The sequence below is a fragment of the Porphyromonas pogonae genome, from assembly GCF_036320655.1.
In the GTDB taxonomy this organism is placed as follows: Bacteria; Bacteroidota; Bacteroidia; order Bacteroidales; family Porphyromonadaceae; genus Porphyromonas; species Porphyromonas pogonae.
Window position 1 is genome coordinate 1,302,561 of sequence record NZ_CP143258.1, and the last position, 20,736, is coordinate 1,323,296.

Consider the following 20,736-nt stretch of genomic DNA (forward strand, 5'->3'; position numbering starts at 1 on the left):
AAACATGAAGAAAGCTTTTATTTCTCTTTTGCTTTTCGGAGTAAGTGCTTGCTTTGCTGCTCATGCGCAGAGTAATCCACTATGGCTTCGTAATGCAGCCATCTCTCCGGATGGCAAAGAAGTTGCTTTTACCTACAAGGGTGATATATATACCGTATCATCCCAAGGAGGTAGAGCCAATCAAATTACCAGTCAAGAAGCATATGATACCAAACCCGTGTGGTCTCCTTCTGGCAAGCAGATTGCTTTTGCCAGTGATCGTGAGGGAGGATTCGATGTGTATATTGTAAGTCGTGAAGGGGGGGCTGCACGGCGCATTACTTTCAATTCAGCCAACGAGATCCCCGAAGTATTTAAGTCTGATTCCGTATTGCTTATTCAGGCAAATATTCTCCCTGATGTCAAGTTCTCACAGTTTCCGGGGACGTTTTCTCAGATATACCAAGTGAAGATCGATGGTTCGCGTCCCGCTCTATTCTCTTCGTTTCTGATGGAGAACATGTCGCTCCATGGCGATAAGATTCTTTATACCGATAAGAAAGGCTATGAGGATCCTTGGCGTAAGCATCAAGTTTCATCTATTGCCAGAGACGTATGGATGCTCGATAGAAATAAACATACCAAACTTACATCCTTCAAGGGTGAAGACAGGAATGCTGTATGGGCAAAAGACGGCAAGACTTATTATTACCTATCCGAACAGGATGGTACCTTCAATGTATATAGCAATAATATTCAGGGAGGAACACCAAAGCAACTTACCAATTTCAGTAAAAATCCCGTAAGATATCTTTCTGCTGACAATAATAATACGCTTTGTTTTAGTTACAATGGAGAGATATACACCATGCTTCCCGGTGCCGCACCCCGCAAGCTTAATATCAGCATTATCTCCGATAACTACCAAAAGGATGTAGACTACCAGACGTTGAGATCAGGAGCAGAGTCTATGGCTGTATCGCCCAATGGCAAGGAAATTGCTTTTGTGGCTCGGGGCGATGTGTATGTCACTTCTGTAGAATACGGTACAACCAAACGTATCACTAACACTGCCGAACAGGAGCGCGATGTAGATTTCAGACCTGATGGTAGAGGGTTAGTTTATTCAGCAGAGCGTGGTGGCACATGGAATATTTATCAGACAGAGTTGAGCCGTAAGGAAGACAAGTCATTTTGCTATGCCCGTGACTTGAAAGAGACACAGCTGACCAATACTAAGTCACCCTCTTTCCAACCTATTTATTCGCCTGACGGTAAAGAAGTCGCTTATCTTGAAGATCGTAGCGAGATTCGTGTATATAATCTGGCAAGTAAACAGAGCCGTACCGTGATGGAAGGTAAATATAATTACTCTTACATGGATGGTGATCAGGACTTTGCTTGGTCTCCCGATAGTAAATGGATTGTTACCGATTATATTGGAATCGGTGGGTGGAATAATAAGGATATTGCTTTGGTTAAAGCCGACGGCAGTAAAAAGATAACCAACCTCACCCAAAGTGGCTATACCGATACTTCTGCCAAGTGGGTATTGGGTGGCAAGGCCATTATTTGGCACTCTGACCGTGCAGGTTATCGTAGTCATGGTAGTTGGGGCGCTGAAAGCGATATTTATATTATGTTCCTTGATGCTGAGGCTTATGACAAATTTGTCATGAGTAAAGAAGACCTTGCTCTGAAAGAGGAGATGGATAAGGTAGAAAAGGACAACAAAACGGACGACGGTAAAGACAAGTCTAAAGATAAATCAGCCAAACAGGATAAAAAATCAAAAGAGAAGAAGGATGATAAAGCCAAAGATGCAAAGGCAGATGTGAAGAAATCTGAGCCGCTGGAGTTTGATTTGGACAATAGGGAATACCGTATCTTGCGTCTAACACGTAATTCCGGCAGTATGTCCGATGCAGTATTGGATCCCAAGGGTGAAAAAATGTATTTTATCGCCAAATACGAAGATACATATGACTTGATGATGACCGACTTCAAGGAGTATAGCACCAAAGTTATATTACCCAATATAGGACAAGGTCAGCTCATTTCCGACAAAGATGTGAAGACACTCTTCTTACTCTCCAAAGGTACACTACAGAAGATCGAAGGCCCTTCTGTTAAGCCTATTTCCTTCGAAGCTCAGTTTGCCTACAAGCCGGAGCAGGAAAGGATCTATATCTTTAATCACGTATGGAAACAAGTAAAGGACAAGTTCTATGATCCCAAGTTGCACGGTGTAGACTGGGCATATTACAAGGATAATTACAGCAAATTCCTTCCTTATATCAACAATGATTATGACTTTGCGGAGATGCTTTCCGAAATGTTGGGCGAGCTCAATGCTTCTCATACCGGTGCTCGTTATTTCGGAGGCCGTGCTTCACGCCAGACAGCTTCGTTAGGTGCATTCTTTGATGAGTCTTTCCCACGTGATGGGCTCAAGATCATTGAGATAATGAAGGGGAGTCCTCTTTCCAATGCTAAATCGAAGTTTAAACCCGGAGTTATCATTGAGATGATCGATGGTGAACCCATCAAAGCCGGTAAGCCATATACTAATCTGCTCGACGGTAAAGCCGGTAAGAGGGTAGTTCTTACCGCCTTCGACCCCTCAACAAACAAACGGTTCGAAGAGATTGTGAAACCTATCAGCTCTGGTTATGAGTCAGAACTGCAGTACAAACGTTGGGTCAAAAAACGTGAAGAAATAGCAGAGAAGTATTCCGGAGGGCGCATCGCTTATGTACATGTACGTGGTATGAATAGTGGTAGCTTCCGTGAAGTATATAAAAACCTCTTGGGCAAATATCGTAATTATGAAGCTGTTGTAGTAGATACCCGCTTCAATGGCGGTGGTTGGTTGCACGATGACCTCGCCACTCTACTCAGTGGGAAGGAATATGAGCAGTTTAAGCCCCGTGGCCAGTACATTGGTAGTGACCCGTTCAACAAATGGAACAAACCCTCTGCCGTGCTTATGTGCGAAGGTAACTACTCCGATGCCTCAGGATTCCCTAGCATCTACCAGTATCTCAAGATTGGAAAATTGGTAGGAACACCCGTACCGGGTACCATGACTGCCGTGTGGTGGGAAAATCAGATCAATCCCAGACTTGTATTTGGTGTGCCTCAGGTCACTGTGGTAGACATGCAGGGCAGGCCCAAAGAGAATCAAGAGATACTACCTGATGTCACAGTGTATAATAGCCCCGAATCTTTGATCAATGGTGATGATCTTCAGCTCAAGAAAGCTATAGACGAGCTTATCAAAGAACTGCCGGCTAAGAAGAAATAAGCCTTTTTGTGAGAGTAGTGTGAACTCCCATTCCGTAAAAATCCACTGTCGATTATGGCAGTGGATTTTTTTGTCTACAATTATAGCGTTGTAAGTAGATATAGCGAGACCGTTGCATAGCAGGCAAATTGCTTCGTTGCTTGCGAGATTCGCGCTTGGTCATTTACCTGAGGTAAACTCCCAGTGCACTCACTCTTAGCGCCTTGCACTTTTACCTTCTCTGCCCGGTCAAAGTGTCTTTTGTCGGCTTTGCCTCCAAAATCCACGAGACTGTTGACTTTTGCAACAGTCTCATAGCATGACACGGATTATGTCCTATAATGAAAAAGAGGGTAATTTGTTTATTACCCTCTTTGCTTGTCGATGACTGTCCGCTATATCATCCGCGGCTGTTGCAATAGTCACATTTATAGCGATGTTAGTACCCTCGTCGGGAATCGAACCCGAATCTAAAGTTTAGGAAACTTCTATTCTATCCGTTGAACTACAAGGGCAATCTTTTTGATGGGCACAAAGATATGGTTTTTTCTTGAATTTTCAGAGGAGAAGCTCAAAGGAATGCATATCCAATGGCTATCAAAGCTCTTTCGCGAAGATTATTTGCTGAAAAGTCCTTTCATTAGGTCGGGGCGACGCATGCGTATAAGCTCTTTGCGTATTTTTTCTCGCTGATCGGCTTTGTACCAGAAGAAAAACTGTTGTTGGGCGCTTTTCTGTTTCTCTGTTATGGCAGTGTATACCTTTTCCAGTGTATACGGGTGGTAGCCTGTGTAATAGATCTCCGTAGCCAATGTCATGGGAGTCGGTGTAAAGTCCTGCACCTGCTCCAGATGGAATCCCAGCTTTTTTGTAAGTACAGCGAGCTCTGCCATATCCTCATCCGTACAGCCGGGGTGACTACTGATAAAATAAGGTATGAGCTGTTGCTTCAGCCCTTCCTCCCTGTTTACCGTATCGAATAGTTTTTTGAATTCGTAGAAGAGTTTGAATGTGGGCTTGCGCATAAACTGTAGTACATGGTCGCCCGTATGTTCGGGTGCAACTTTGAGACGTCCCGAAACATGACTTGTAATGAGCTCACGCGCATACATCAGCGCGTTTTTCTTGATCTGTTTGTCTTGATATGGCTCGAGCAGTAAATCATATCTCACTCCACTACCTATAAAACTTTTCTTTATTTTGGGGTGAGCGTCTATTTTGTGTAGCAGATCCAAAAGAGGTCCATGGTCGGCATTGAGATTTTTGCAAACAGCGGGGTGTATACACGAAGGCCTTTTACATAGCTTGCACAAGTTCTGATCTTTGCCCTTCATGTAGTACATATTGGCCGAAGGGCCTCCCACGTCTGATAAATAACCCTTGAAATCATCCATGCGTGTTACTTCTTCCACCTCCTTTAGAATCGATTTTTCCGAGCGTGAGGCTATGAACTTACCCTGGTGAGCGCTTATGGTACAGAACGCACATCCTCCGAAGCAACCGCGGTGAATATTGATCGAATGTTTGATCATTTCATAGGCAGCAATCTTTTTGCCCTGATATCTCGGATGTGGCAGGCGTGTGTAGGGTAGATCAAAGCTGGCATCTATCTCATGCTGGGTCATAGGCGGGAAAGGAGCATTGACTACTACATACTTGCTCCCAGTGCGTTGTATCATCCTTTTAGCCTCATACATATTGCTTTGTTGCTCTATATGCTTGAAGTTGGCAGCATGTTTCTTCTTGTCTTTGAGGCATTCTTCGTAGGGATACAGGATGATATCTTCTGGAGCAGTTTGGAATTCTTTGGTATCTGCCAGGTAAACCGTTTGTTTGAGATCTTTGATGTCTCGGAGATCCTCTCCTGCCAATAAGCGAGGTATAAGTTCGGCATAGGGAAGCTCGCCCATACCGTACATGAGCAGATCAGCTTTACTGTCTACCAGGATGCTGGGTCTTAGTTTGTCTTGCCAGTAATCATAGTGCGCCAGTCTCCTCAGGCTACCTTCGATACCTCCCAAAATGATAGGTACGTCAGGATATATTTTTTTGAGACTTTCCGTATAGACTATTGAGGGGTATTCCGGGCGTAAGTCATTACGTCCGTCTGGAGTATAAGCATCTTCTTTTCTGAGTCTCTTACGAGCAGTATACTTGTTGACCATGGAGTCCATGGATCCCGGTGAAACTCCGAAGAAGAGTTTGGGCTTGCCCAGCTTCTTGAAGTCACGCAGATCATCACGCCAGTTGGGCTGTGGTACCAGAGCCACTTTGAGTCCCATCGACTCCAAGTATCGCCCTATTACGGCAGCCCCAAATGATGGGTGGTCCACATAAGCATCGCCCGAGAACAGGATCACATCTGCTTGCTCCCAACCCCGAAGATCCATTTCTTTCTTCGTGGTAGGTAGCCATTTATTGAGATCCTGTCTTTTTTTTACAGCTGTTTCTCCCATACAAAACAGTTGTTCACCTCACTGATCTTATCTAAAAGGGACTCGGTGCACAGCGCATATAATGCTGAGCCTGATCCCGTCATGGAAGCGTAGACAGCTCTATGTCGGTATAGCATGTCTTTTAATTCGCCTAAGATAGGATATTGGGGAAAGAGACTATCTTCAAAAACATTACTCATCCTTCCCTTCCATTCTGCGATTGGTAGGCGTGCTATTTCTGCTGCAGAGTGTAGGGGAGGAGTAATAGAGGGCAGTCCGTGAAAGGCCTCTGCCGTACTGATGTGCAGATCGGGTTTCACTATAATCAGGTAATAACCTTTGAGATTCAAATGTGGCATTGGGTGAAGTATTTCACCGATGCCTTGAGCTTCCGATGGAGTATTGTCGATGAAAAAAGGGCAGTCAGCCCCGAGACTAAGAGCTATCTCCTTGAGTTGTGCATTGTCGATTTGTGGAGCGTAAGCATCTCTCAAGCCCTTGAGCATAAAGGACGCATCTGCAGACCCGCCTCCCATACCGGCTCCCGAAGGTATTGCTTTGGTGAGCTGTATCTCCAGATATGGCACTTGTGTTGCTTCTCGCATTTTACGCACCGCTTTCAGCACCAAGTTATCTTCACACTTGCCGGTATCCACGTTGCCGTTTACAGTGAGAGTATCATCTGAGAGCTCATTGTTTGCTCTAAATTCTATGATATCTTTCAAGGGTATGGGATAAAAAACAGTGTCGAGCAAGTGATAACCATCGGCTCTCTTACCCGTAATATATAGTCCCAGATTAATCTTGGCATTGGGGAATAAGATCATCTTTGAATCTGTAATATTTGAAAATTGATGTATGATGCTAATGTATGTATGAATAGAGTGATAGTATCCCGAACTTTCTTACATTCGTTTCAATATTAAAAAATGGGTCAATATCCGCAAGGACGTTGACCCATTTTTTGAAGTACGCGAGATGAGACTTGAACTCACACGCCGTAACCGGCACTACCCCCTCAAAGTAGCGTGTCTACCAATTCCACCACCCGCGCAAATTTATGTTTTAGAAAGCTTTTTAATCAATAATAATTGGTCAGTGCCCGAGACAGGACTCGAACCTGCACGTCTTTTGAACACTCGCACCTGAAACGAGCGCGTCTACCAATTCCGCCACTCGGGCCTGATTAAATATCATTGTGAGCCGATCTCGGATAACGCTTTATCCTTCGAGTCTGCAGGCTCTACTTTCTTTTAGACTTCCGATGGTTATTGTTGAGGAGCCATCTTTTGTCTTGCGAGTGCAAATATACAACATTTTTCTAAAATCCAATATCACCCAAGGATTATTATTGGTTTTTATGTAAAATTCTTGTTGTTTCATGCCTGTCTGCGTGCCATTATTGTTCAGACTCCTTTAGTATTCATCGGGCAAGATTAGCATTACTGTATATACAAGTATTTTATTCAGGAATAAAGTCGGACTTTTGTATGTGAGTATTGTCTTTGCACATTATGCGGGCCTGGTTTCCACCCATAATGTGTCTTTTTTGACATTTTGTCAAAAAAAAGCATTTTGCAGAAAAGTCTGAGTTTTTTCATAGTATGTTTTATCTGAGTGAACTAAATAATTTTTATAACTCATTTTTCCTCTGGATTTTTATTGTATTTTAGTTATGTCACCCGCCTTATTTGTACAAAGTTCAAATAAGAATTTATTTTTCAGGTGTAAAAATTGCCAGCAATAAGGTGCTTAATAAATCAATGCAGCACAATTACTCTGTAAAATGAATAATTGATCAATGTGAAGTCTTATAGGTCATTTTCTTATTTAATCAGGATGATATCATCTTTTCTTACTTATATATACGGATTTTATCATAATAGGATTACTGTCTTTGTACAACGGTCTTTCATCCTTATATGATAAGTCTGTCGGCCTTGTATGATAAGTCGACAGGCCTATCATATAAGAATAACCTATCCCAAATGGCGGATGAATATTTTGATGTGGCTATGATAAGGTAGGGATGGGGTGAGATTGTAGGCAAGAGTCAGCAAAAGATATATCACCCTCATAAGGGGGAGGGATACAAGTTCCCTTTTCTCAAAGGATATACGAGTAAATTCGCAGCGGTAATCTTATTTTTAATATGTTATAACCCCGAACCATGGTTTTGCTGTTGAGACTTGTTTTATGAGACCGTTGCATAGCAGGCCAATTGCTTCGTTGCTTGCGAGATTCGCGCTAGGTCATTTACCTGAAGTAAACTCCCTGTGCACTCACTCTTAGCGCCTTGCACTTTACCTTCTCTGCCCGGTCAAAGTGTCTTTTGTCGGCTTTGCCTCCAAAATCCATGAGACTGTTGACTTTTGCAACAGTCTCTTTATAAACTTTTCCTGATTTCATTCCATACAAATATACAACATGAAAAACCTGTTGTCAAGAGCTGCTCTTTATGGTTTCTTGCGAAAATATATCCAAAGCTTATCATGTGTTTAAATGTGACATAATGATAGTTTTTGTAGCGTTTTTAGCCTCGATAATTGAAGATGATGGTAGGTTTTTAAGAATGTTTAGATCAACCGGAGTTTTCATAGTCGAGGTTTATTTGGGTTCCATATACTATGGATTTATGATTTATTGACAGGATAGATTGATGAATTAAAAAAACACACCACATGATCTATATGGATCATGTGGTGTGATAGTGGAGCGGAAGACGGGACTCGAACCCGCGACCCTAACCTTGGCAAGGTTATGCTCTACCAACTGAGCTACTTCCGCAATTGTGCTTTTTCCTTAATTGCGATGCAAAGATATGCATTATTCTTTATTCTGCAAGCGGTTTTGGAGAGTTTTTATCTCATTTTATAATGGACTCAGATGAATGTATGCTATAAGGATTTTGTAAATAAGACATTAGCACCATGCTTACCATAAATGAATTTTACTACTTTTTTGCTCTTGATACTGTATTGAGACTGTTGCAAAAGTCAACAGTCTCATGGATTTTGGAGGCAAAGCCGACAAAAGACACTTTGACCGGGCAGAGAGGGTAAAGTGCAAGGCACTAAGAGTGAGTGCACAGGGAGTTTACTTCCGGTAAATGACCAAGCGCGAATCTCGCAAGCAACGAAGCAATTTGCCTGCTATGCAACGGTCTCGTATTGTTTAAGTTGAATTTAAAATAGGAAGGGTGTATCTGATGGGTAAAACCCAGATACACCCTCAAAACTATTTGCACTAATCACAATGGTATACTCTTCTGACTAAGCTTAGTTGTTATTCTTGAGCTCTATGGTAAATGTAGTCATTTCTGACGATGAAGGAGAGCGCCATGCCATGATCTTAATTCCTTTTTTGCCTTTGAGAAGTTCTTTAATCGGGTCGGTCTTGAAACTGGTAAGGAATGGACCTCTCATATCCGCCGTGCTTGTGCTGAGAGCTTTGTGGGTCATACGCAGAGTAACGTAACCTTCATTGGTGTCGTATTTCTTATCGTATACCAAGTTCACAATATGATTTTTGAGATCGCCTGAGCTTATCAAAGCATATGCAATGGTGATGTAGTTGTCAGTAACCCACATAGGAGGGGTATATCCTAAAAATTCATTGTTGGGTATATACACTTTGTCTTTCCCCAACTCATCTTCCATGCCTTCTTTGAATAGTACAACATCTTTGATAGGAATTTCTACGCCTCTTTCAATATTTACTACTGCATCATAGCCTACGGCAGTAGAATCCAGTTTTTTGAGAGCTATGTAATATCTCTTGTTTTGTTGTGGATTTTCTATGCCGGGAAAAGTAGTGTTGACAGGAAGTAGTTTTTTCCCGGCGTCGGTGAGGAAGAAGAATTTACCGGGATTGTCGACTTGGGGCTTTAAGGTTGTCGTAGAATAATAGGTTGGCTCATACGTAGGTGAGTCCTCGTTACACGAAGTCAGTCCCCAAGCCATCACACATGCCAGGAGTGACAGCAATAACTTAGTTGTTTTGAATGATTTCATAGTTGCGTGAGTTTTAAAATTTAAACTATATTCTGTTTTATTGGTAAAATGATACGTTTATGTTTTTACTGCATGTATATTGATTATAATTCGCAGAACTTTCTCAAAAATGAAGGCTGCATGACAAAATCGATATTATACTGATTTTATCATGCAGCCCTGCTAATTTGCATGCACACGTATTTTGGATGGTGAATTCTTTATTTTACATCATATATCTGCTTGTCGTCATTTTCCAAATTTTTAAAAGCTCTGATCTTTATCCCTTTCTTTCCTTTGATCTTCTCGCCGATGCTCTCCGTATTGAAGCATAGTCTTCCTCTGTTGATTTTGATATTGGAGTAGTCCAGCTTGCTGTGCGAATTATATTTCAGTTCTAATAAGGCATAATTGGGATCTGTATTAAGACTGTCAATGTAACATAGGGATACTAATGCGACTACCGGAGTGGAGTTGGGTGTAGGAACGTCGAAGTTGAGGATGAATGAGGATCCGCTTTTGCTGATAGCATTCTCTTTTTGGAGCATAATGCGGTCATAACCCAGGCTGTCATTGCGTAGCTTATTGATACTGTCCACCATCGCTTTCAGCAACATGTCACCCTTGATGCGGAGAATACTATCGAGTTTCTTCTGAAATATACTATCAGCTTTGCGACGTTTTTCGTCATCCTTGAGGTCCTTGTCCAGGCTGATAAATATTTTATTGTATAAGGTGTCTCTGATGTGTTTGCGGTGTATGTCGAGATAGTATTCTCTTTCTTTTTCATCCGGTTTGGAGTTGAAGAGTGTGGCTTCTTTGGTGATGAGAAATTCTAAGCCCACTACTTTGATATCTTTATCGAAGCCATCAGTCTTGGACTCAAGATTCTCAAAGTACAACAAGCACTTCTGTCCATTTTGAAAAGCATATCTGTTTTTGAAAAATGTGGTGTCCTTAGGCATTATCTTGGCGTTGTTGTCCAAGGTAAAGTATATCTGCCCGGGTGCTGTGACATGTATTGTAGCCCACTCTTTGATGGCTTTGTCCAAATCCGACGTCTTAACATCGTCTTTGGTGCAACTTCCCACAAAAAAAGGTACTGTTATTATAAGTAAGAGGAGGATATATGGACTTTTTCTGAGCATGAGTATCAATGAGTTTTGTGAAATTTATTCCCAAAAATAAAGTTAATCGTTTGCATAAGGAAATAAAAATCAATAAAAGTCGTGATTTCCCTGTAAATAGGGACATTAAAAGTTTACATGGATATAGCTTTTTTGCTTGTCGTCAAGTTTTTTGAGTGTATAGAGCCTAATGCCTTTTTTGCCATTTAGCTTTTCTTTGATCTTATCGGTTTTGAAAGATATGATAAAATTGTTGAGGGGGTCTATACCATTAATATTTCCATAGTCCGCTTTGAATCTCAACTCTAGTGTAAGGTAGTTGCTGTCATTGTCAAGCTTGGGATCGTAGCAGAGTGATACGAGTTGGGATTCGGTTGTTTTGGCTGTGACAAACTTAATATCTATAAAATCATGAGACGCGGACACGGGAGCATAATTACCATAGTTTGATGCCGGAGCAATAGGATCATCACCGAAGCGACCCGCATTTTCTTCATCGATGATATCAATATCTTTAGTGGTAATAGGGTAGATGTTGAGAAGTTCTATCGTGACGCGTTTGGGGCGCTCATACTCTTTTACGGGACGAAACTCAATAATATATCTTTGATGGTTATTGACTGATCTCAGTAAGTTGGACTCTGTGTTTTGCGGTACGAATACATTATTATTGTTTTGGACAAATTCGATTTGACCCAGATCGGATTTTACTGCGGTGCATATGGCGGAGAATATATGGTTTTCACCGGATCCTATGAGTGCAAGTTCATCTTTATTGCATGATGGCATAAGGATAGTCCAAGCTATACCACCGAAAATGATTAGTAATATTTCCAAGAAGTGTGATGCACTCCATGTAATTCTTTTACTTTGCATAAAAATTATAATTTTACGAAAGAATAATTTGATTGCTTTTATGTTATAAATGTTGACCTGTGTTTTTTACTGCTTGTTTTTACAAATATAGATTAAAAGCTTGTAAAGAGTATGCAGTATTTTCCGTGTAGTTCCATTTTACTTGCAGGTTGTTAGAGTGAATATGACAGAGGAAGAATTGACGGACTTATGTAAAGTTGGTAATAGAGCTGCCCAGCAACAGTTGTATTGCACATACGCCGGCAGGCTGTTCAAGATTTGCATGCGCTATGTGGGAGATCGCCAAGAGGCAGAGGATCTTCTGCACGATGGGTTCTTGCATATCTATAACTCTATTGTGAAGTTTACATGGCGAGGGGAGGGCTCATTACGAGCATGGCTGGAGAAAGTAATGGTCAATGAGGTGCTGAGCTATATCAGAAAGAAAAAAGAATATCTGATCATATCACCCGAGACAATCAAAGAAGAAGATGAGAACGAGGATGTGGATGAAGACGAGATTGAGAAAATACCGATGCAGGTATTGCTTGAGCTTATCAATCAATTGCCTATGGGATACAAAACAGTATTTAATCTCTTTGTTTTTGAAGAAAAATCGCACAAAGAAATAGCGGACTTATTAGGAATTAAAGAAAAAACATCGACCTCACAGTATTTTAGAGCTAAGACTTTATTGGCAAAGAAAGTGAATGGTTGGTTGAAGGAACATGACAGATAACAATGGATTCTATGGATTTGAAAGAAGATAAATGGATTAACTCACTCAAGGATAAACTTGATGGTTATGAGGTTGAGCCTCCTTTGAATGGATGGGATCTTATCAGAAAGGATCTCGATGCAAAGGCAAGCACTGCACCGCATGTCTCTATGAGCCGAAGGGTATTCTTCTTTGCGGTGCCATTGGCTGCAGCTGTAGCTTTGCTCATCCTTTTTGTGCCTTTGGGTGGGCATAAAGACGAGCCACAGGTTGACAGAGCCGATCTTTCTAATCCTGTATCTCCTGAGTCAGGCACACTTCCTCATGTAACTCCTCAAACCACATTCCCTTCGATACCTTCCCCCTCATCTGCTGAACTTATAGCTAGTAATATGGGAAATTCAAAAGCTTCCGAGGCTTCTACTCGAGTATCTAACAACCTGGATAGTTTTTTAATAACAAGGGAGAGGTCATCGGAAGCTTTTTCTCAAACCCTACATCCGCAAGATATGGGCGATGATACTATGGCTTCGTCAAAAGAATATGCAACCATCAATAGTCTTGATAAATCAGGTGCTGAGCCTGAGCCCCATTTGAAAAAGAAGACAAATGTGGGGCCTGAACCGGAACGGACACGAGAGCCTATAATGGCAGAGCATAGCAGTATGGGGAAAACAACAGCTTCCGGTGCATGGAACGTTTCTTTGGCTGTAGCATCAGCCGGTTCCGGTTCTACGGGTAATATTTCGTTAGGGTCATCATACGACTATTTTGCATACACCAGATCAAACCCGCCGGCTGTAGAGGTAATGAGTGATAGGATGCCGGCTATATCAGCTTATTCCCTGTCCAGAGTTCCATATGAGAGTGAGGAGATAGAAAGGATAGATCATAAGCTACCCGTACAGGTCGGTATATCTGTAAGAAAAGAATTGGGCGCGAATATAGGAATAGAAACGGGTATTATCTACACTCTTCTTAATAGTGATGTGAAGATACGTGAAAAAGCGAGCAATGTGAAACAAACACTGCATTATATCGGTGTGCCTGTAAATGTGAGTTGGACTTTTTATAAGAATCATCGTTTCCGTACAGATGTAACAGGTGGCATCATGATAGAGAAATGCGTATCTGCTAAGTTTGGTGATGATACATTCAAACTCACTAATTTCCAGCCATCTTTACATGTAGGATTGGGAGGAGAATATCGTCTCAGCAGGTATATGGGAATCTATATACAACCTACGGCATCATATTATTTCAAAGATGATACTCCTATTCGCACCATACGTACGGAAAATCCTCTTCAATTGGGGATCAAAGGCGGTATTAGATTTACTTTCTGATCAGGGGTTTCTTGATGGTTGAACATTCATCTCTTGACATGTGTTGATAAATTATCACTATTATATTCATTTAAACAGTAAAAGATATGAATGATTATCACGAGCCCGCGGAAGAGATTAGTCAAAAAGGACGTAGCAGATTGAGAGCTTTGACAAGCTTAAAAGAGGAGATCGAAGCTGTAGACTGGTACAATCAAAGAGTAGAAGTGGAGCAAGACAGCTCTCTCAAAAAGATACTCAAGCATAATATGGAAGAAGAGATGGAGCATGCTTGTATGACGTTGGAGTGGCTCCGCAGAAATATGGAAGGTTGGGACGAGCATCTCAAGAAGTTCCTATTTACAGAAGGTGAAATACACGATTGATCTTTATTTCCATATAATTTAAAGGAGAATATGTCTCATTAGACATTTTCTCCTTTTTCTATTTACATATCTGTATGATAACTAATTGCTAATCTTTCTATGATATTCAGCGGAAGTCTGTTTTATTAGTAGAGACCGTTGCATAGCAGGCCAATTGCTTCGTTGCTTGCGAGATTCGCGCTTGGTCATTTACCTGAAGTAAACTCCCTGTGCACTCACTCTTAGCGCCTTGCACTTTACCCTCTCAGCCCGGTCAAAGAGTCTTTTGTCGGCTTTGCCTCCAAAATCCACAAGACTGTTGACTTTTGCAACAGTCTCTAGTAGAACGTGAGTTCGATATAAGGGATAATAGGAATAATAGAGTTTACAAAGTGTTGTAAATCAGTGTAATTTCTTATGTGTTTCATTGCAAAAGTGGTGAATTATTTGTATCTTAGTAGTTGACAATCAATAAGATATAAACAAACAAAACACCACTTTATGAAAACAAATATAGTTGAAATTTTCTGTCTTACCGATGATTTTTCCAAACTTTTCGATACCTTGATTCAGCAAAGAACCCTTTGCGAAGGAAACAAAAAGCGAAGAAATCGCAAGTTTAGGATGTCCGATGCTGAAATCATGACTATTCTGATTCTTTTCCATCATTCGAGGTATCGCGATTTTAAGTCCTTTTATCTTCAATATATTACGCAACAATGTCATTCGGATTTTCCTTCGTTGGTCTCTTACAATCGTTTTGTGGAATTACAAAGCAAGGTGGCATTCAAACTAATTTCATTTCTCAATATGTGTTGTCTGGGCGAATGCACCGGTATCTCATTCATTGATTCCACACCTTTACGCACCTGCCATATCAAGCGGGCACACGGGCATAAGACCATGAAAGGATGGGCCCAAAAGGGCAAATGCAGTATGGGATGGTTCTATGGTTTCAAACTACATATTGTGATTAACGACCGGGGTGAAATCATTCAATATCAAATCACACCGGGGAATACGGATGACCGTGCTCCACTTAAAGGCGGAACCTTCACGAAGAAACTATTCGGCAAACTTGTTGGCGACAGAGGATACATCTCACAAAGTCTTTTCGATAAGCTCTTCATTGACGACATACACATGATTACGAAGATAAAGAAAAACATGAAAAACACTCTGATGAGCCTGTATGATAGGATATTACTCAGAAAAAGAGCACTTGTGGAAACCGTTAATGACCTACTCAAAAACGTTTGTCAAATAGAGCATACACGACACAGAAGCGTCAATAATTTCGCCATTAATTTGATTGCCGGCATAATTGCCTACAATCTGCTACCCAAAAAGCCGGAATTAAACCTAGAAATCATACACAATCCATCAACCCACTTAGTACATCACGCTTAGACCGAACTCACGTTAGTAGAATAAAGATTTTCTTATTTCTTTGACCGCGAGTCTAAAGTCTTCTGAAAGGAGCTGCGTGTAATTGATGTATTGCAGTATATTTTTTAGTAGACATATTCAGATCAGAACTTATGCCCAATGATTAAGAATCATTTGCTCTATCAACAGAATTATCGAGTCTTTAATCAGTTCCTTACATTCTAAGGTTTGTACAATGAGTTTTAATCCTTCAGCTATCAGTACAAAAAATAATCGACTAACTAACAGTTTTCTAACTGTTGGATAGTCGATTAATTTAATAATTCTGATGATTGCCTAGCTCTTATCACGATGAGTAGGAGTTATAGACATTGTGCTTATGCCAATAATGTGTCGGGATGAGAAGACTCGAACTTCCGACCTCCACGTCCCGAACGTGGCGCGCTACCAACTGTGCTACATCCCGAAAGAGATAAACAGAGAATCTATAAGAGATACTCTGTTTGAAGTGATAGTGATCGGGCTGGGATTCGAACCCAGGACCGATAGCTTAGAAGGCTATTGCTCTATCCAGCTGAGCTACCCGACCATCCTTTATTCATGGCGCAAAGGTAGAGTTTTTTTTGTCTCATCCCAAATGTTTGATAAATAAATTGCAATAAAAAATGCGTTTTTTACAGATACAACTCAATAAAAAACGCATTTGATGATCGTAGCATGTGGCGTTAATTGCCAATAATGCTTTTAGCTATTCATTGATGCCAGAAATTCCATGTTTGTGGAGGTATTCTCGAGATGTTGTCTTACGTGCTCCATAGCCTCAATAGGGTTCATGTCCGAGAGATATTTACGCAAGATCCACATCCTATTAAGCGTAGTATCATCCAAAAGAAGATCATCACGTCTAGTGCTACTGGATACAATATCCACAGCCGGATAGATTCTTTTGTTTGCCAAACGGCGATCAAGTTGTAGTTCCATATTACCTGTGCCTTTGAACTCTTCGAAGATCACATCATCCATTTTGGACCCTGTCTCTTGTAGTGCCGTGGCAAGAATGGTAAGGCTGCCTCCGTTTTCAATATTACGCGCAGCTCCGAAAAATCTTTTAGGTTTCTGGAGGGCGTTGGCATCCACACCACCCGAGAGGACTTTGCCCGAGGCCGGTTGTACTGTATTGTAAGCACGGGCAAGACGTGTGATAGAGTCGAGCAGGATGACTACATCATGACCACACTCAACCATACGCTTGGCTTTGTTGAGTACAATATCTGCAATCTTTACATGGCGCTCTGCCGGTTCGTCAAAAGTGGATGCTATAACCTCTGCATTTACACTTCTCGCCATATCCGTTACCTCTTCGGGGCGCTCATCAATCAGAAGTACTATCATATATACTTCAGGGTGATTGGCTGCAATGGCATTTGCAATATCTTTGAGGAGCATAGTTTTACCGGTCTTCGGTTGGGCTACGATGAGCCCCCTTTGTCCTTTCCCGATAGGAGAGAACATATCTACTATTCTCACAGCTGTCTTGTCGTGCACGGAAGCAACATTAGGTGATTCCAAGCGGAATTTCTCTTCAGGAAACAAAGGTGTGAGATGATCGAAAGGAATTCTATCTCTAATCTCTTCCTGAGAGCGTCCGTTGACACTGGTTAGTGCTACAAACGGAAAATATTTCTCTCCCTCTCTCGGAGGTCTTATTGTGCCTTCAACCACATCGCCAGTTCTCAGTCCAAGTTGCTTGATCTGTTGTGGAGATACGTATACATCGTCAGGTGATGAGAGATAATTGTAATCTGATGAACGAAGGAAACCGTAGCCGTCAGGCATGATTTCTAAAACACCAGAACACTCAAGAATGCCGGTGAAGTCATAAGTCGTTTCTAAGACAGGCTTCACGGGAGCAACTTCAGTTTGTGGTTTGATGTTTTTTACTGCAGGTTGTTGCTGTTTGGGGGTAGGGCTTTTCTTGGCGGGTGCTGGTGTGGTTGGTTGGTTGGGTGTGGAAGAGAAAGGTAGTACTTGATCTAAAACGGAATTACTGTTTTTGTGTCTAAACACCATTCTCATAGGTTCGCCGGATGCAGCAGATGCTGATGATGAAACATCTTTATCACTATCTGACTGGGTCTGTGTAGCGGGTTCAGCCGGCTTATTATTGGACTCCGGAGTAACTTCCTCGATCTTTTGTACCATTTTCAGAGGTTGAGCCTCTGGCTTTTGTACTTCTTTAGACTTAACCTCTTTTTCTTCTTTGGCAGATACTTCGGCAAATAAGTCTTCCGGAATAGTTTCTTTTTGTTTTTCCGCGATGGGTTCTTCTTTCGAGGTCTCGGCTGTTACTGGAGCTTTTTCTTTACTTCTATTTGTATTGTCAGCTTTTGTAGGCCTACCTTTCTTCTTAGTAGCACTAGTCTCGTTTGACTTAGTCTCTTTGGCTGGAGTTGCTACTTCCGGTTGTTTTGATTCAGGTGCTTTTGGAGATACCTCTGTATTCTCTTTTTCGCCTTCCTTAGCAGTGTTCTTTTTTACTGCGGTTTTTTTAGGTCTTCCCGGCTTTCTTCTTTCACTCCGTTTTTCGTCCTTTTCCTTTTGCTTCTCCATTTGAGCACCGGCCATTGTAACAGCTTGCTCGTCCAAAATGGCATAAATAAGGTCTTGTTTGGTGCTGACTCCTTTTACGCCCAGCTCCGAAGCTAATGTTTTAAGTTCATCTACGGTCTTATCATTAAGCTCTGAGATATTATATTTCTGCATATTTTATGATGAAATAATTATGATTGTCTTAGTTTACAAATAGTATGAAAAAGGATTAGATATGGAATCTAATGATGTCACAGAAAGCATTATAACACATAAACGAATTAAAATCATTTATAGTGTATTTAAATTCAAATTGAAATTTGTTTTTATTATAATAATAGATTGTGCCGAATGATATAATGGAGATAATTTATATATCTTACACATATACGGGAAACCACCGCTGATATATTTATTGAGCACATCAACGCAACAAATATATAACAAATACTTCTATTCCTCAAATTTATTGTAACGAAAGTTATAATTGGATCATGCTTAAACTATCTTTTTAACAAATGGATTGCTATAAAGCGGGTATTTAATCCTCAATAACTTTTGAAAGTGTCTTTAACTGTTAGTTTTAGCATACGTTTGGTCGATGCTGTAATACCGTAATTGCGCCCTGCCATAATGCCTATGATCCAAACCGGTTCGTTGTCTACACAAAGGATAGGTTGCACCTTTCGTTCATCAATACTCATATGAAGGTCTTTATATACTTTACTTACCTTCTTATTGCCTCTGATGCCAAAGGGAGCTATTTTGTCGGCTTCTCGCCGGGTACGGATAGTCAAATGTTTACCTTGCAGAGCATCATAATCAAAGAGAGCCGTATTTTTGTCTGTCCTCAGTGATACTGAAAGGTCACATGGAATAAGCAGTGATTCAAAGTATGGAGTATTGAGTATGTCTTCTATTTCCAAAAACATTTCTTCGTTATTATCACTACTTTGGCATGAAAGAATAAGTTGATCCCTGTGGCATGAAAGTCGGTATGGATCAGCTAAAAATATGCCTCCGGATTTATTATTGATGCTTTCAAGAATATTGAATACCTGGGTGCGGTTGAACCCATATATTCTGAGGCATTCATATAATAAGGTTTGAGGAGATGGTGATCTCAAAAGATCAGTTACATTAATAATATTATCCTGAAATACCTGATTGCGATACGATGCAATGGTTTCATCAAAAAAAGCCTCGGCTCCTCGTAAGTTTTGAATAGTTTTCGCTCCGGCTGCTAGAAAAGACGGATTGAGCTCGTTTAACAATGGAATGATACGATTACGAATAATATTGCGTCGATATACATTCTCTGCATTGGAACTATCATTTACGTATTCCCAAAAATTGCTCTCAATGAAGGTGATAATCTCAGCTCGGGACACATCTAATAAAGGCCTTATTATTCCATCATCTCTTTTATAAGGCATGCCACTAAGCCCTCTTATCCCGGTTCCAAAAGAGAGATTCAGCAATAGGGTTTCCACATTGTCATCGGCATGATGAGCTACCGCTATATAATCACACCTGAGCTCCTCTCTCAATGCCCTGAACCAGCTATAGCGTAGTTCGCGTGCAGCTATCTCTATGGATATTTTTTTATTTGCAGCGTATTCTGACGTATCAAATGATTTTACTCTGCATGTAATATTTTCGCGTGAGCAGAGCTCTCTTACAAAATCTTCATCCCGTTTACTTTCTACTCCCCGCAAGTTGAAGTTGCAATGTGCTGCTATAACATTGTACCCTAACAATCGAAGAGCCATCAGCAGGGCTACAGAATCTGCACCTCCACTGATGGCAATGATGATATTGCTATGATGATCAACAATCAACTTTTCCCTTAAAATAGTATTTCTTACTTTCTCGAGAAAAGTATCCATAAAATACGTTTTTAAGATTTATTTTGCATTTTCAAAAAGCTCCGGATCGATCATGATACGACCGCAATATTCACAGACGATAACCTTCTTGTGCAATTTCACGTCCAATTGCTTTTGGGGTGGAATCTTATTGAAGCAACCGCCACAAGCATCACGCTCAACAGGCACTACAGCCATACCGTTGCGAGCCCCTTTGCGAATACGTTTGAAAGCATTGAGCAAGCGGGGTTCGATGCTTTCTTCAAGAGATTTGGCCTCAACACGAAGTTTTTCTTCCTCTTGCTTAGTCTCAGATACAATACTGTCCAATTCTGTTTTCTTTGCAGACAAATCCAAAGCACGACCGTCCATTCGTTCTTTGAGCTCTTCCATTCTTTGTTTGCGCTGAGCAACCTCTTCGTTGTACTCCTTGATCTTCTTTTCGGAAAGTTTGATCTCCAAGTCCTGAAATTCGATCTCCTTTTTGAGGTTATCGTATTCCCTGTTGTTCTTTACATGATCCAACTGACTATTATATTTTTCGATCAAGCTTTTAGCATTGGCACTTTTGGTCTTTTCATCAGATGCAGCTTGAGTCTGAGCCTTGCTCTCGGCAGCATAGTTGGACAAGCGAGTCTCCAACCCTGCAATCTCATCCTCCAAATCTTGTACCTCCAATGGTAATTCACCACGGAGAGTTTTGATTTTGTCTATCTTGGAGAGGGTTTCCTGGAGGCGTCCCAAAGCAATCAGTTTCTCTTCAACTGTTTGTTCCTGCTCTGATTTTACTATTTCTTTTGCCATACTA

The 20,736-nt window shown here is 41.0% G+C and carries 14 protein-coding genes and 6 tRNA genes; 5 read left to right on the forward strand and 15 right to left on the reverse strand.

From position 1 onward, the window contains the following. The first annotated feature begins 4 nt into the window (after nt 1-4). Complete coding sequence (locus tag VYJ22_RS05010; protein ID WP_329905421.1) at nt 5-3,286, forward strand: S41 family peptidase; 3,282 nt, start codon at nt 5-7, stop codon at nt 3,284-3,286. An 80-nt stretch (nt 3,287-3,366) separates the two neighbouring features. Here the strand turns inward: VYJ22_RS05010 and VYJ22_RS05015 are convergent, their stop codons facing one another. From VYJ22_RS05015 to VYJ22_RS05060, 10 genes are all read right to left on the reverse strand, one after another. Beyond that, on the reverse strand, nt 3,367-3,552 hold the full coding sequence (locus VYJ22_RS05015; RefSeq protein WP_329905422.1) for a hypothetical protein: 186 nt from the start codon (nt 3,550-3,552) through the stop codon (nt 3,367-3,369). A 156-nt stretch (nt 3,553-3,708) separates the two neighbouring features. After that, nucleotides 3,709-3,780, reverse strand: a tRNA-Arg gene (locus VYJ22_RS05020). Between the two features lie 102 nt (nt 3,781-3,882). Then, the gene (locus VYJ22_RS05025; protein WP_329905423.1) at nt 3,883-5,721 is read right to left on the reverse strand and encodes a YgiQ family radical SAM protein; all 1,839 of its coding nucleotides are present in this window, start codon (nt 5,719-5,721) and stop codon (nt 3,883-3,885) included. After that, nucleotides 5,703-6,527 carry a 4-(cytidine 5'-diphospho)-2-C-methyl-D-erythritol kinase gene (gene ispE, locus VYJ22_RS05030; RefSeq protein ID WP_329905424.1) on the reverse strand — a complete coding sequence of 275 codons (825 nt, stop codon included), beginning with the start codon at nt 6,525-6,527 and terminating at the stop codon, nt 5,703-5,705. Before ispE ends, VYJ22_RS05025 begins: the two co-directional genes overlap by 19 nt. A 143-nt stretch (nt 6,528-6,670) precedes the next feature. Then, nucleotides 6,671-6,754 (reverse strand) — tRNA-Leu (locus tag VYJ22_RS05035). A 45-nt stretch (nt 6,755-6,799) separates the two neighbouring features. Then, a tRNA-Leu gene (locus VYJ22_RS05040) sits at nt 6,800-6,882 on the reverse strand. 1,529 nt (nt 6,883-8,411) lie between these two features. Further along, nucleotides 8,412-8,487 (reverse strand) — tRNA-Gly (locus tag VYJ22_RS05045). 491 nt (nt 8,488-8,978) lie between these two features. Continuing rightward, nucleotides 8,979-9,713, reverse strand: a complete 735-nt coding sequence (locus tag VYJ22_RS05050) for a NigD1/NigD2 family lipoprotein (protein ID WP_329905425.1) — start codon at nt 9,711-9,713, stop codon at nt 8,979-8,981. A 200-nt stretch (nt 9,714-9,913) separates the two neighbouring features. Continuing rightward, on the reverse strand, nt 9,914-10,840 hold the full coding sequence (locus VYJ22_RS05055; RefSeq protein ID WP_329905426.1) for a hypothetical protein: 927 nt from the start codon (nt 10,838-10,840) through the stop codon (nt 9,914-9,916). Nucleotides 10,841-10,945: 105 nt separating this feature from the next. Further along, nucleotides 10,946-11,695: a NigD1/NigD2 family lipoprotein gene (locus VYJ22_RS05060; protein WP_329905427.1), complete on the reverse strand. Its 750-nt coding sequence runs from the start codon at nt 11,693-11,695 to the stop codon at nt 10,946-10,948. 163 nt (nt 11,696-11,858) lie between these two features. Between VYJ22_RS05060 and VYJ22_RS05065 the strand changes: the two genes are divergently transcribed. The 4 genes from VYJ22_RS05065 (at nt 11,859) to VYJ22_RS05080 (ending at nt 15,492) form a co-directional block, all read left to right on the forward strand. After that, entirely contained in the window at nt 11,859-12,413 is a 555-nt protein-coding gene (locus VYJ22_RS05065) for an RNA polymerase sigma factor (protein WP_329905428.1), read from the forward strand. Nucleotides 12,414-12,424: 11 nt separating this feature from the next. Beyond that, on the forward strand, nt 12,425-13,738 hold the full coding sequence (locus tag VYJ22_RS05070) for an outer membrane beta-barrel protein (protein WP_329905429.1): 1,314 nt from the start codon (nt 12,425-12,427) through the stop codon (nt 13,736-13,738). An 86-nt stretch (nt 13,739-13,824) separates the two neighbouring features. After that, nucleotides 13,825-14,103, forward strand: a complete 279-nt coding sequence (locus VYJ22_RS05075; protein WP_329905430.1) for an encapsulin-associated ferritin-like protein — start codon at nt 13,825-13,827, stop codon at nt 14,101-14,103. A gap of 480 nt (nt 14,104-14,583) precedes the next feature. Next, nucleotides 14,584-15,492 (forward strand): IS982 family transposase, encoded by a 909-nt coding sequence (locus VYJ22_RS05080; protein WP_329905397.1) that lies wholly within the window; start codon nt 14,584-14,586, stop codon nt 15,490-15,492. A 372-nt stretch (nt 15,493-15,864) separates the two neighbouring features. Here VYJ22_RS05080 and VYJ22_RS05085 read toward each other — a convergent pair. The 5 genes from VYJ22_RS05085 to VYJ22_RS05105 all read right to left on the reverse strand — a co-directional run bounded on the left by VYJ22_RS05085 (nt 15,865) and on the right by VYJ22_RS05105 (nt 20,732). Then, nucleotides 15,865-15,937: transfer RNA gene (locus VYJ22_RS05085), tRNA-Pro, on the reverse strand. 49 nt (nt 15,938-15,986) lie between these two features. Further along, nucleotides 15,987-16,060 (reverse strand) — tRNA-Arg (locus tag VYJ22_RS05090). A 155-nt stretch (nt 16,061-16,215) separates the two neighbouring features. Continuing rightward, nucleotides 16,216-18,234 (reverse strand): transcription termination factor Rho, encoded by a 2,019-nt coding sequence (gene rho / locus VYJ22_RS05095; protein ID WP_329905432.1) that lies wholly within the window; start codon nt 18,232-18,234, stop codon nt 16,216-16,218. Between the two features lie 374 nt (nt 18,235-18,608). Continuing rightward, on the reverse strand, nt 18,609-19,949 hold the full coding sequence (gene tilS, locus VYJ22_RS05100; RefSeq protein WP_329905433.1) for a tRNA lysidine(34) synthetase TilS: 1,341 nt from the start codon (nt 19,947-19,949) through the stop codon (nt 18,609-18,611). An 18-nt stretch (nt 19,950-19,967) separates the two neighbouring features. Next, the gene (locus VYJ22_RS05105) at nt 19,968-20,732 is read right to left on the reverse strand and encodes a zinc ribbon domain-containing protein (protein WP_329905435.1); all 765 of its coding nucleotides are present in this window, start codon (nt 20,730-20,732) and stop codon (nt 19,968-19,970) included. Nucleotides 20,733-20,736 lie beyond the last annotated feature (4 nt).